Raw genomic sequence first — 12,182 nt, forward strand, 5'->3', positions numbered from 1 at the left:
CGCGCCGCGCGGCGCCGCGGGGGGGGGGGGGGGGGGGGGCTGGGGGGGGGCCGCGCTTGCCTCCCCGCGTCGGCGGGGCGGGGGGCCGGCGCCCCCCCCCCCCCCCCCCCCCCGGCCGTCGTCGTGCCCCCGCCGCCCGCCGGCGCCAGGTCCCGCCGCCCGCCGCCCGCCGGCGCCAGGTCCCGCCAGCACAAGCGCGCCGGGCGCCAGACACCAGGCGCCGACGCCGGGGCGCCAACCCCCGGCGCATACAGCCGCATAAGCGTCCTTTCGGCTCCGTTCGTCAACATCCGAACGCCCGGAAGGCGATTCCACTCCCTCGGGAGAGTGACTAAATGTCGCCAAATCATCACCAGTCGCTACGATCCGAGGCGTGAACCAGGTAGCTCGCCGTCTCGGCAAGACATTCGCGCTCGTTCTCCCGGTCGTTCTCGTGCTGTCGGGAACGCTCGCCGTCACCCGCGTCCCGTGGGCCGTCTCCTCCTCCGACGCACAGGTGCTCACCGCCTCCGCCAAAAGCCGCCAGCAGGTGGCCGCGGAGACGGCCGCCAAGGCGCCGCAGGAGGCCCTGCGCTCGCGGCTGCTGGCCGAACTCCAGGAGCGGGACCCGGGAGTGGCCCTGACCGACCTCCAGGTCGCCATGGCCGCCCACCCGTCGCTCGCCAAGTACTGCACCTCCATCGCGCGTTCGCTGGGCCGTGCGGCCGTGGCGAAGTACGAGGGCGCGGCCCAGCGCGCCCAGTCGTGGTCTCGCCCGGTGTGCGACACCGCCTTCGCGACGGGCGTCGCGTCGGTCGGCTGACCCGGTACGAGCCCCGCGCGGTGCACGGCGGCGGGGTACGGTCCACGCCCGGGCCGTACCCCGCCTGTCCCGTCGCATAGGGTGCGCTCCATGACGCACGACACCACCGCGCACGAGGTCACCCAGGTCACGCAGGCCGTCATCCTGGCCGGAGGCCAGGGCTCACGGCTGCGCCCCTACACCGACGACCGGCCCAAGCCGATGGTCGAGATCCCGGGCACGGGCACGCCGATCATCGGCCACCAGCTCGCCTGGCTCGCCGCGGAGGGCGTCACCGACGTCGTCGTCTCGTGCGGGCACCTCGCGGAGGTGCTCCAGGGATGGCTGGACAGCGCGGCGCTGCCGCTGAAGGTGACCACCGTCGTCGAGCGCGAGCCGCTCGGCCGCGGCGGCGGGCTCAAGTACGCGGCCGCGTCGCTGCCGAGGCCCGACGAGCCGTGGTACGCCACGAACGGCGACATCTGGACCCGCTTCTCGCTGCGCGGCATGGCCGCCTTCCACGAGGAGCGCGACGCCGTCGCCACGCTCGCGCTCGCCAGGCCGCGGATCCCCTGGGGGGCCGTCGAGACCAACGAGTTCGGGCAGGTCCTGGACTTCATCGAGTCCCCGCCTTCGCCCTTCCTGATCAACGCGGGCGTCTACGTCTTCGCGCCCGGCTTCACGGCGATGCTGCCGGACCTGGGCGACCACGAGCGCACCACCTTCCCGCGGCTCGCGCGTGAACGCCGGCTGGCCGGCTACCCCATCCCGCAGGGTGCCTACTGGCGGGCCATCGACACCGCCAAGGACCTCCGTGAGGCGGCCAGGGAGCTGGGCTCGGCCCCGGTCTGACCTTCGCCGCCCCCGCCGGGGCCCGCACCCGCCCCGGTCGAAGCCGACTCCCCTGCCCTCGCGCCGCGAGGCCCCTCCTCATCCCATCGGGGCCGTGCCCCCGCGCCCGGGGCCGACCCCCGTGGAAACGCCGAGATCCCCGCGCCCGTTGACCGGGCGCGGGGATCTTCGTCGGAGGGGGTCAGGCCGTCGGGGCCGGGGAGGCCGGCGGGCCGCCGAGGAGCGGGGCGCCGAGGAGGCCGCCGATGGCGCCCTGGGTGGGCCTGGCGGGCGGGGGTGGCGGCGGCGGGGCCGCCTGGCTCGGCGGGGCGGCAGGCGGGGGCTGGGAGGACCCGGAGGAACCGCCGGGATTGTGGCCGGAGGAGGACGAGGAGTGGCCGCTGCCGCCGGTGGAGGTACGGCCGGGGGCGTGGGTCCTGCCGGGCGTCGTGGCCGGCGCCTGGGTGGCCGCGGGGGTGTCGCCGTCGGCCTTCTTCTTCTTGGCCTTGGCCGGCTTCGTCGGCGCGGGCGCGGTGGGCGTCGAGCCGTTCCCGTCGCCCGAGGCGCGGGGCAGCGGGACGCCGGGCAGGCTGTTGACCGGCGGGGCGGTCGGTACCGTCGGGCGGTGCTCGGGCGTCGAGGTGGCCCTTACCGCGGCCCCCAGCACCGAGCCGAGCAGCAGCGCGCAGCCGGCGATGACCGTGCCGAGCACCGCACCGCGGCGCAGCACGTAGCGGCGCAGGTCCCACAGCCCGACCCGGGGGCCGAGCCGGCGCCAGGCGTCGCCCGCGAGCTTGCCGTCGATCGAGTAGACGGGGGCGCCGGCGATGACCAGCGGGCTCCAGGCGGCCAGGTAGATGAAGTCGGGAGCGTCGTAGACGGGGACCGTGCGCCAGCTCACCGTGACGAGCAGGGCGATGGACAGTCCCGCGCCGAAGACGGCGGCGACCCGCTGCCACAGGCCGCAGATGGTCAGCACGCCGACCACGACCTGGAGGAAGGCGATGCTCAGGCCCGCGCCCACCGGGTGGTTGAGCGCGGCGTCGCGGAGTGGTTCTGCCGCCGCCCAGGGGTGCAGCGAGGCCAGCCAGGTGACCATGGAGCCGCGTTCGCCGCCGTCGAAGTAGACGCGGTCGCACAGCTTGCCCATGCCGGCGTAGATCGACACGAAGCCGAGGAAGACGCGCAGCGGCAGCAGCACGATGCCGAGGTTCATCCGGCGGCCCGGGTACCAGGCGTGCTTGACGAATTCGCCGTTGCTCTTGCGCGGCCTGCGTTCCTGCTCGCCGTCGTCGTAGGCGTAGCCGTCACCGTCGCCGCGTCCGGCACCGTGGCCGCGGTGGCGCACCACGGTGTCGTCGTCGTGGTCGTACGCGCCGCGTGCGGGGCGTACCCCGTCGAGCAGGCCGGTCGGGGACTGGCCGTTGCGCGGGCGGACGACGGTCGGCCTGGCGGGCGGCGGGGTGGTGCCGTCGATCCGGGGCAGCACCTGGGTGGCCGCGCCCGAGGAGTCGTCGGGGGTGCCGGCCCCGCGCGCCGTCCTGAGCAGGTCGCTCATGGGGGTCCCCGCGCCGGCGGCGGGGGGCGGGTCGCCGGTGCGGCCCGACCACACCACGGGGGCCAGTTTGCGGCGGCCGGGGGCGCCCGCTGCGTCCGCGTAGTGCGGGGCGGCCGTGATCCCGGTGATGTCGCCGAGTCCCAGGGAACGGACCGAGGTCCGTCCCAGCTGCACACGGAAACTCGCATGGTTGACGATGACCTGGGCGGGATCGCTCGGCACCCGCGCCATCGTCATGACCGACTCGTCGAATCCGGGCGTCCCTCCCCCTGTGGAGGGGTGGGATGTTCTGGTGTCCACGCTCATCTAACCGAGTGACGGACCTTTAGGACACTGCCTGCCCGTGGCCTTGATGTCCGAGACGCGTCAATCACACCGAACCCGTATGATGCCCTCCCGCCGGTCCCCGGCAGCCGCTCACGGCGCTGTTCAGGCCCGGCGCCGCGCCGCTTCGTAGAGCACCACGCCGGCCGCGACGCCCGCGTTCAGCGACTCGGCCGCGCCGCCCGGCATCGGGATGCGGACCAGCAGGTCGCAGGTCTCGCCGACCAGCCGGGACAGGCCCTTGCCCTCGCTGCCCGCGACGATGACGACGGGCCCGGTGAGCACGTCGAGGTCGTAGAGGTCGACGTCGCCGTCGGCGGCCAGGCCGACGACCGTGAGGCCGGCCTTCTGGTACGCCTCGAGCGTGCGGGTGAGGTTGGTGGCGCGGGCCACCGGGACGCGGGCCGCGGTGCCGGCCGAGGTCTTCCAGGCGCCCGCGGTCATGCCCGCGGCGCGCCGCTCGGGCACCACCACTCCGTGGCCGCCGAAGGCCGCGACCGAGCGGACGACGGCGCCCAGGTTGCGCGGGTCGGTCACCCCGTCGAGGGCGACGATCAGCGGCTGGTCGGCCTGGTCGTTGGCCTCGGCGAGCAGGTCGTCGGGGTGGGAGTACTCGTACGGCGGGATCTGCAGCACCAGGCCCTGGTGGTTCAGGCCCGCGGTGATCCGGTCGAGTTCCGGCCTGGGGGCCTCCAGCAGCGGCACCCCGCGGTCGGTGGCGAGCCGCAGCGCCTCACGCACCCGGTCGTCGCTGTCGATGAACTGCTGGACGTAGACCGCTGTCGCCGGGATGTCGGCGCGCAGCGCCTCGACCACCGGGTTGCGGCCGACGACCATCTCGGACGTCGACTTGGCGCCGCGCCCGGACGGGCGGCGGGACTGGCCCGACACCGCCCGCCGGGCCTGGGCGGAGGCGACACGGTTCTTCTTGTGGCCCTTGCGCGCCTCGGCCGGCGGCGTCGGGCCCCTGCCTTCGAGGCCCTTGCGGCGCTGCCCGCCACTGCCGACCGTGGCGCCCTTCTTGTTGGACGTACGGCGGTTCCTGCGCTGGCTGTTGCCGGCCATGGGGCTCTCTCACTTCTGTCTGCGTCTCGACGTCGCTACGTCTCCACGTCTCTGCGTCGAATGTGTCGGTATGTCTTGTCCGCGGGCCGCGGGCCGCGGCGGGGCGGTCAGCCCCGCAGCGTCCACCGCGAACCGCTCGGCGTGTCCTCGATCTCCAGGCCCGCCTGGACCAGCTGGTCGCGGATCGCGTCCGCTGTCCCGTAGTCCTTGCGGGACCGTGCGGACTGCCGCTGTTCGAGCACCAGCTGCACCAGCGAGTCCACGACGCCGTGCAGGTCGTCCCCGCGGTCCGCGCCGGTCCAGTGCGGGTCCAGCGGGTCGAGGCCCAGCACTCCGAGCATCGCACGGACCTCGGCCAGCCGCGCTACCGCTGTTTCCTTGTCGTCCGCGGTGAGCGCGCTGTTGCCCTGCCGGACGGTGGTGTGCACGACGGCGAGGGCCTGCGGCACGCCCAAGTCGTCGTCCATCGCCTCGGCGAAGGCGGGCGGCACCTCGGCCGCGGGCTCCACCGGACCTGCCTTCTCGACGACCCGCTGCACGAAGCCCTCGATCCGCGCGAAGGCGGACTCCGCCTCCCGCAGGGCCTCCTCGCTGTACTCGATCATCGACCGGTAGTGCGGGGTGCCCAGGTAGTAGCGCAGCACGATCGGGCGCCAGCGCTGGACCATCTCCGAGACGAGCACGGAATTGCCGAGCGACTTGCTCATCTTCTCGCCGCTCATGGTGACCCACGCGTTGTGCACCCAGTAGCGGGCGAACTCGTCGCCGTAGGCCTTGGCCTGGGCGATCTCGTTCTCGTGGTGCGGGAAGATCAGGTCGATGCCGCCGCCGTGGATGTCGAAGACCGAGCCGAGGTACTTGTGCGCCATCGCCGAGCACTCCAGGTGCCAGCCGGGCCTGCCGCGGCCCCAGGGCGTCTCCCAGGACGGCTCGCCGGGCTTGGTGGCCTTCCACATCGCGAAGTCGCGCTGGTCGCGCTTGCCGGTCTCGCCCTCGCCCTCGGGCTGGCGGAGGTTGTCCAGCTCCTGGTTGGACAGCCCCAGGTAGCCGGGGAAGGAGCGGACGTCGAAGTAGACGTTGCCGTCGGAGACATAGGCGTTGCCGGACTCGATGAGTCCGCGCATCATCTCGATCATCTCCGGCACGTGGCCGGTGGCCCGCGGCTCGTAGGTGGGCGGCATGCAGCCCAGCACGTCGTAGCCGCTGCTGAAGGCCCGCTCGTTCTCGTACCCGATGGACCACCAGGGGCGGCCCTGGTCGACGGCCTTGCGCAGGATCTTGTCGTCGATGTCCGTCACGTTGCGGATGAAGGTGACGTCGTAGCCGCGGTGCCGGAACCAGCGCTGGAGGATGTCGAAGTTCAGGCCTGACCTGATGTGGCCGATGTGCGGTGCCGCCTGCACGGTGGCGCCACACAGGTAGATCGAGACGCAGCCCGGCGTGAGCGGGACGAAGTCACGGACCTGGCGCGCGTTGGTGTCGTACAGGCGAATAGTCACGCATCCAGGGTAGTGGGCGTTGGAGGGTGCCTTGTGCGGTCTGCCACAGACAGACCGCACATCCTTTTTCCGGCGGTGGCGCGCAGGCGCAGGGGTCAGCCGTGCTCGACGACGCGGTCGGCCGATATCCGCACCACGAGGCGCACGTCACCCGGCTTGTCACCGGTGAACGGGCCGCCGGTGTACTTCTCGCTGAGCGCGTTGATCAGCTCGTCGCCGCCCTCGGTCACCATCGTGGCGGTGCCGCGGATCTCGACGTACGCGTACGGGTTGTCGGCCGGCATCGCCAGCAGCGTGATCCGGGGGTCCCGCGCCAGGTTGACGTGCTTGCGGCGGCCCTCCTTGGTGGAGAACACGACGTCGTCGCCGTCGAGCGTCACCCACACGACGGAGAGCTGGGACGTGCCGTCCGGCTGGAGGGTGGCGACGGTCGCGAAGTTCGCGCCGTCGAAGAGTGCGCGGGCTGAGGTCGAGAGTTCCGCCATGGCGTGCCTTCCCTTGCTGCCGTGCGCCGGTTCTCCGGCGGCGGGTCCATGGTGGCGTGCCCTGCGGTGCCGCCCGCCCTCGGGGTCGGGCCCGGCGGGCGGCGGGCGGCCGGCGCCCCGTACAGCCGGCGCCGGCGCCGCTCAGGGAAGACGGACGACCAGGGCGGTGGCGACGGCCGCGAGGCCTTCGCCGCGGCCGGTGAGGCCGAGCCCGTCCGTCGTGGTGCCGGAGACGGAGACCGGCGCGCCTACGGCCGCGGACAGTGCGGCCTGCGCCTCGTCCCTGCGCTTGCCGATCTTCGGGCGGAGGCCGATCACCTGGATCGCGACATTGCCGATGCCGAAGCCGGCCGCCCGCACGATCCTGGCCGCCTCCGCGAGCAGCGTGACGCCGGACGCCCCCGCCCACTCGGGGCGGTCGGTGCCGAAGTGCGCGCCGAGGTCGCCCAGACCGGCCGCGGAGAAGAGCGCGTCGCAGGCGGCGTGCGCGGCCACGTCCGCGTCGGAGTGGCCGGAGAGGCCGAATTCGGCGCCCTCCCAGTGCAGACCGGCACACCACAGCTCGCGCCCCGCCTCGAAGGCGTGCACGTCGGTCCCGATGCCGACCAGCGGCAGCGGCGGGGTCCCAGCGGGGAAGTCAGTGGCCATTGGCCCTCCTGCGCGCCAGTACGGCCTCCGCCAGCACGAGGTCGAGCGGCCTGGTGACCTTGAACGCCTCCTCGTGCCCGGGCACGACGAGGACGGGGACGCCCAGCCGCTCGACCATGCCGGCGTCGTCCGTGACGTCGCCGGTGACCGTGGCGTGGGCCTTGGCCAATATCGCCCGGTCGAAGCCCTGCGGGGTCTGCACGGCCCGCAGCAGGGCGCGCTGCGGGGTGCCGGTGACCTCGCCGGTCGCGGGATCGACGCTCTTGACGGTGTCGGCGAGCGGCAGTCCTGGCACGACGGCGGGGGCGCCGCCCCTGACCGCCTCGACGACGGCCTCGACGGTCTCGACCGGCACCAGCGGGCGGGCGGCGTCGTGCACGAGGACCACGTCGACGTCGTCGGGCAGCGCTGCCAGGCCGAGGCGTACGGAGTCCTGGCGGTCGTCGCCGCCGGGCACCACCCGTATGTCGGTGGACTCGGGCAGCCCGTTCACGTCGAGCAGTGCGCGGACCTCGGCGGCGCCGTCGGGCGGCGCGACCACGACGATCACGGTGACGGCCCTGGCCCTGGCCATCGCGCGGACCGCGTGGACCAGGATCGGGACACCGCCGACGGTGCGCAGCGCCTTGGGCGCGCCGGGGCCGAGCCGGACACCACGTCCGGCGGCGGGAATGACGGCTGCGGTACGCAGGTTTGTGTCCTTGCGTGAGATGGGTATCGCTTGGAGGTGCCCCCGGGCCGATCGGCCGGGTGGCGCCCCCGGGCGAAGTCAGGGGGTGGATCACCGGGCGAGGCCCGGAGCCGGGGCACGGTAGTCCGGAGGACCCCTTCCGTGAAGTCCTCCGTGAAGACCGTAGCGCCCGGTGGTGCGCGAAAGCGGCGGGTGGGCCGTAGGACGGCGCGCGGCCACGGCATGCTCGCCGCCGCACCTGCGGCCACCGCATGCCGCAGCACCCGGCCGTCATGCTGAGCCGGGTGCCGCGGCAGGTCCCTCGGGGGTCGTCCGAGGGGATTGCGTCTGCGTAAGTCAGTACGTCACGGCAGCGTGGGTGGCGCTGTAGGGACGCGACACGAGAACGTCCTGGAAGGGACGGTCTTACGACGCGAGGACTTCGTCGAGCAGGGCCTCGGCCTTGTCCTCGTTGGTGTTCTCGGCCAGAGCGAGTTCGCTGACCAGGATCTGCCGCGCCTTGGCGAGCATGCGCTTCTCGCCGGCCGACAGGCCGCGCTCGCGCTCGCGGCGCCACAGGTCACGGACGACTTCCGCAACCTTGATGACATCGCCGGAAGCGAGCTTCTCCAGATTTGCCTTGTATCGGCGGGACCAGTTGGTCGGCTCCTCGGTGTACGGCGCGCGCAGCACCTCGAAGACCCGATCCAGACCCTCCTGACCGACCACGTCGCGTACGCCGACGAACTCCGCATTGTCCGCGGGTACGCGCACCGTCAAGTCGCCCTGAGCGACCTTGAGCACCAAGTAGGTCTTGTCCACGCCTTTGATCTGGCGAATTTCGATAGCCTCGATCAGCGCGGCCCCGTGATGGGGATAGACCACGGTGTCGCCAACCTTGAACGTCATGTGACAGGTACCCCTTCCGTGGCTATCCAGGGTAACACGGGAACGCCCTCATCTGAATGGCGTTTTCGCAGGTCAGGGCATATCTCGGGGCTTGACAAGCGCCCCTGGAACGTGCTGGAGGGTGCCACACTCGGGCGGTATCCGCAGGTCGGAGCAGGTATACGGCAAAGCGGAATCGCACACGTCACGCCCCGCGAAGCGCGGGAACGGTGGTCGATACGTCCCGTTTTGTCACTCCCGGACGAGTGGATCTTCGCTACTCCGTTCGGGTTCCCGGCCGTTGAAGATCCAATTTTGCACGTTCATGGAAATCCCCCGCGCGCCCGCTCGCGTCGATCCGCCGGTAATCCCGCCGTGGTAATGCCGGAATACATTGCGGGCATGTTGCGCGCCCGTGGCCCGGGCGCGCCGCCGGATGCTCCCGGCCTGCTCAGGACGCTGCCGCGGGCTTCACGCACCACCGGTCGGGTGAGGGAGCGTCACGGAGGGACCACCCGGTGTGTGGGCGCCCGAGCGGCTCGGTAATCTAAGGCCGCTGGAAGATCGTCAGAATCTGCCCAAGGAGATGCCGCCGCCGTGGTCCGCAGCTTCCGACGCGGCGCCTTCGCCGCCGTCGTCGCGCTCTCGCTCGCCCCGCTCGCCGCCTGCGCAGCCGGGAACGGCGCACAGTCCCTGAAGGTCAAGCCGGACAGCCAGTCCGTGACCGTCGGCGACATCCAGGTGCAGAACGCCTTCGTACTCACCCAGGCGGACGGCCCCGCCACCGTCTCCGCGCGGCTGTTCAACAACGGCACCGCCGACCAGACGCTCCAGGCCGTGCAGGTCGCGGGCGGGCTGTCGGCGCAGCTGTCGGGCGCCGACGGCGGCGGCACGATCACGGTGCCCGCGCACGGCACCGTGCTCCTCGGCGGCAAGGGCAACCCGGCCGCGACCATCAACAGCGGCGTCGAGTCGCTGCGTGACGGCGACGTGCAGAAGGCCGTGTTCGACTTCAGCACCACCGGCGCCGTCGCCATGCCGATCAACGTGACGCCCGCGGCCGGCTTCTTCGAGCCGTACGGCCCCAGCTCACTGCCGACCACCACGGCCCCGCTCCCCACGGACAGCGCCACGGCCACCGCGACGCCGGGCACCACCGCCACCCCGAGCGACACGGCCACGCCCACCGGCACCGCCACCCCGACGGGCACGGCCACCCCGACGCAGTAGCGGGCGCGGGCGCCCCGACGCCGTGATGAAGGGCGCGGGCCGCCCCGCCGGCCGCGAAACGCCGGTGAGGGGCCCCGCACCAGGTGCGGGGCCCCTCACCGATCACCGCAGAGCGCGGAGGCGGCCTACGGCTCGAACTTGTAGCCGAGCCCCCGCACCGTCACCAGGTAGCGCGGCGCGCCCGGGTCGGGCTCGATCTTGGCGCGCAGCCGCTTGACGTGGACGTCGAGGGTCTTGGTGTCACCGACATAGTCGGCGCCCCACACCCGGTCGATCAGCTGCATGCGCGTCAGCACCCGGCCGGCGTTCCGCAGCAGCATCTCCAGCAGGTCGAACTCCTTGAGCGGCAGGTCCACCTTGCCGCCGCCGACCGTGACGACGTGCCGGTCCACGTCCATACGGACCGGGCCCGCCTCCAGGGCGGCGGGGGAGAGCTCCTCCGGCTCACCGCGGCGGCGCAGCACCGCGCGGATGCGGGCGACCAGCTCCCGCGAGGAGAACGGCTTGGTCACATAGTCGTCCGCGCCTATCTCCAGGCCGACGACCTTGTCGATCTCACTGTCCTTGGCGGTCACCATGATGACCGGGACATTGGACTTGAGCCGCAGCTGGCGGCACACTTCGGTGCCGGGCAGCCCCGGCAGCATCAGGTCGAGCAGTACCAGGTCGGCGCCGTTTCTTTCGAACTCGTCCAGCGCGTCGGGCCCGGTCGCGGAAATGGCGACCTCGAAGCCCTCCTTGCGGAGCATGTACGACAGCGCGTCGCTGAAGGACTCTTCGTCCTCGACGACGAGTACGCGGGTCACGGAAGGACCTCCGGGGCGGGGATGTGTTCGGGGAGGGTCTGGAACAGCTGGTCGTCCGACGGCTCGTCGGCCGGTTCCGCATCCGCTTCGGCATCAGGATCGGTGCCTGGCGGAAGCGCGCGGTCGCGGGCGATCCCGGCCTCGGGAAGCCGCAGTGTGAAGGTGGAGCCCTGGCCTTCCGCGCTCCACACGGTGACCTCGCCGCCGTGGGTGGCGGCGACGTGTTTGACGATGGACAGGCCGAGCCCGGTGCCGCCGGTGGCCCGCGAGCGCGCCGGGTCGACCCGGTAGAAGCGCTCGAAGACACGGTCGCGGTCCTTCTCGGAGATGCCGATGCCCTGGTCGGTGACCGAGATCTCGATGAGGTCACCGCCCGTCGCGGCTATCCGGCGTCCTGCTATCCCGACCCTGGTGCGGGCCGGGCTGTAGTTGACGGCGTTCTCGACGAGATTGCCGAGCGCTGCCGCGAGCTGGCCCCGGTTGCCCCATATGAAGAGGTCGGGGGTGGTGCCGGTGGCCATGGTGATCTGCTTGGTGTTGGCCTGGTGGCGGCAGCGGTCGACGGCTTCGGCGACCAGGTCGTCCACCGCCACGGGTTCCGCGTCGTCCAGCAGGTCGTCGTCCTGGACCCGGGACAGGTCGATGATCTCCTGCACCAGGCTGGTCAGCCGGGTGGCCTCGATCTGCATCCGGCCGGCGAAGCGGAGCACCGCCTCCGGGTCGTCCGAGGCGTCCATCACGGCTTCCGAGAGCAGTGAGAGCGCACCGACCGGTGTTTTCAGCTCATGGCTGACATTCGCCACGAAGTCCCGCCGTACCGCCTCGATCCGCCGCGCCTCGGTCAGGTCCTCGACCAGCAGCAGCACCAGGCGGGAGCCCAGCGGTGCCACCCGGGCGGAGACCGCGAGGCCCTCGCCCCGGCCCGCGCCGCGGCGCGGAAGATCGAGTTCCACCTGGCGTATCTCGCCGTCCCGCCGGGTCTCGCGGGCCATCTGCAGCATCTGGTCGACGGCCAGACGGCCGCCGCGCACCAGTCCGAGGGCATATGCCGCCGAGCTGGCCTTGACCACGGTGTCGCCCTCGTCCAGGACGACGGCCGACGAGCGCAGTACGGACAGCACGGTGTCCACTCCCGGTGGGAGCACGGCGTCCGTGTGCAGTGCGGTACGGGTCGGGCGGGCTTGTTCCCGCTCGCTCCAGCGGAACGCGAGCACGGCGATCACGCCGGTCAGGAGACCGGCTATCGCACTGGCTGCGGCGACTGCCGCGTTCACGTCCATGGCCCCAGGGTAGGTGGCCTGCACAAGCGCTCCACAACCCTGAGAGCTACCTCTCGGATGCACGTTGCCAAGAGTTCACCTTCACGTAGGTGCTGGTTCACTCCGGGTGCGCGACCG

At 72.4% G+C, this 12,182-nt stretch carries 12 protein-coding genes; 3 read left to right on the forward strand and 9 right to left on the reverse strand.

Annotation, left to right across the window (positions count from 1 at the left end):
* The first annotated feature begins 373 nt into the window (after positions 1 to 373).
* Complete coding sequence (locus ACGFMP_RS30990) at positions 374 to 802, forward strand: hypothetical protein (protein WP_393676562.1); 429 nt, start codon at positions 374 to 376, stop codon at positions 800 to 802.
* Positions 803 to 892: 90 nt separating this feature from the next.
* Positions 893 to 1,633, forward strand: coding sequence for an NDP-sugar synthase (locus ACGFMP_RS30995; RefSeq protein ID WP_393676564.1), 741 nt, complete (start codon positions 893 to 895; stop codon positions 1,631 to 1,633).
* 181 nt (positions 1,634 to 1,814) lie between these two features.
* Here ACGFMP_RS30995 and ACGFMP_RS31000 read toward each other — a convergent pair whose 3' ends face one another.
* The 7 genes from ACGFMP_RS31000 to ACGFMP_RS31030 all read right to left on the reverse strand — a co-directional run bounded on the left by ACGFMP_RS31000 (position 1,815) and on the right by ACGFMP_RS31030 (position 8,770).
* Positions 1,815 to 3,476, reverse strand: coding sequence for a DoxX family protein (locus ACGFMP_RS31000; protein ID WP_393676565.1), 1,662 nt, complete (start codon positions 3,474 to 3,476; stop codon positions 1,815 to 1,817).
* Between the two features lie 123 nt (positions 3,477 to 3,599).
* Positions 3,600 to 4,559 (reverse strand): 23S rRNA (guanosine(2251)-2'-O)-methyltransferase RlmB, encoded by a 960-nt coding sequence (rlmB, locus tag ACGFMP_RS31005; protein ID WP_393676567.1) that lies wholly within the window; start codon positions 4,557 to 4,559, stop codon positions 3,600 to 3,602.
* 107 nt (positions 4,560 to 4,666) lie between these two features.
* A complete protein-coding gene (gene cysS / locus ACGFMP_RS31010; RefSeq protein WP_393676568.1) occupies positions 4,667 to 6,058 on the reverse strand; it encodes a cysteine--tRNA ligase in 1,392 nt (463 codons plus the stop codon).
* A gap of 95 nt (positions 6,059 to 6,153) precedes the next feature.
* Positions 6,154 to 6,543 carry a PPOX class F420-dependent oxidoreductase gene (locus tag ACGFMP_RS31015; protein WP_393676569.1) on the reverse strand — a complete coding sequence of 130 codons (390 nt, stop codon included), beginning with the start codon at positions 6,541 to 6,543 and terminating at the stop codon, positions 6,154 to 6,156.
* Positions 6,544 to 6,684: 141 nt separating this feature from the next.
* Positions 6,685 to 7,191 carry a 2-C-methyl-D-erythritol 2,4-cyclodiphosphate synthase gene (gene ispF / locus ACGFMP_RS31020; protein ID WP_393676571.1) on the reverse strand — a complete coding sequence of 169 codons (507 nt, stop codon included), beginning with the start codon at positions 7,189 to 7,191 and terminating at the stop codon, positions 6,685 to 6,687.
* On the reverse strand, positions 7,181 to 7,909 hold the full coding sequence (gene ispD, locus ACGFMP_RS31025) for a 2-C-methyl-D-erythritol 4-phosphate cytidylyltransferase (RefSeq protein WP_393676736.1): 729 nt from the start codon (positions 7,907 to 7,909) through the stop codon (positions 7,181 to 7,183). The genes ispF and ispD overlap by 11 nt, the downstream gene beginning before the upstream one ends.
* 378 nt (positions 7,910 to 8,287) lie before the next feature.
* Complete coding sequence (locus ACGFMP_RS31030; protein ID WP_033174074.1) at positions 8,288 to 8,770, reverse strand: CarD family transcriptional regulator; 483 nt, start codon at positions 8,768 to 8,770, stop codon at positions 8,288 to 8,290.
* A 576-nt stretch (positions 8,771 to 9,346) separates the two neighbouring features.
* On the opposite strand from ACGFMP_RS31030, the gene ACGFMP_RS31035 reads away from it, so the two are divergent.
* On the forward strand, positions 9,347 to 9,979 hold the full coding sequence (locus ACGFMP_RS31035; RefSeq protein WP_393676573.1) for a DUF461 domain-containing protein: 633 nt from the start codon (positions 9,347 to 9,349) through the stop codon (positions 9,977 to 9,979).
* Between the two features lie 125 nt (positions 9,980 to 10,104).
* On the opposite strand, the gene ACGFMP_RS31040 is transcribed toward ACGFMP_RS31035, so the two are convergent.
* Positions 10,105 to 10,785, reverse strand: coding sequence for a winged helix-turn-helix domain-containing protein (locus ACGFMP_RS31040; RefSeq protein WP_393676575.1), 681 nt, complete (start codon positions 10,783 to 10,785; stop codon positions 10,105 to 10,107).
* Positions 10,782 to 12,065: a cell wall metabolism sensor histidine kinase WalK gene (locus tag ACGFMP_RS31045; protein WP_259442177.1), complete on the reverse strand. Its 1,284-nt coding sequence runs from the start codon at positions 12,063 to 12,065 to the stop codon at positions 10,782 to 10,784. The genes ACGFMP_RS31040 and ACGFMP_RS31045 overlap by 4 nt, the downstream gene beginning before the upstream one ends.
* Positions 12,066 to 12,182 lie beyond the last annotated feature (117 nt).

The sequence above is a fragment of the Streptomyces sp. NPDC049040 genome, from assembly GCF_043197715.1.
GTDB lineage: Bacteria > Actinomycetota > Actinomycetes > Streptomycetales > Streptomycetaceae > Actinacidiphila.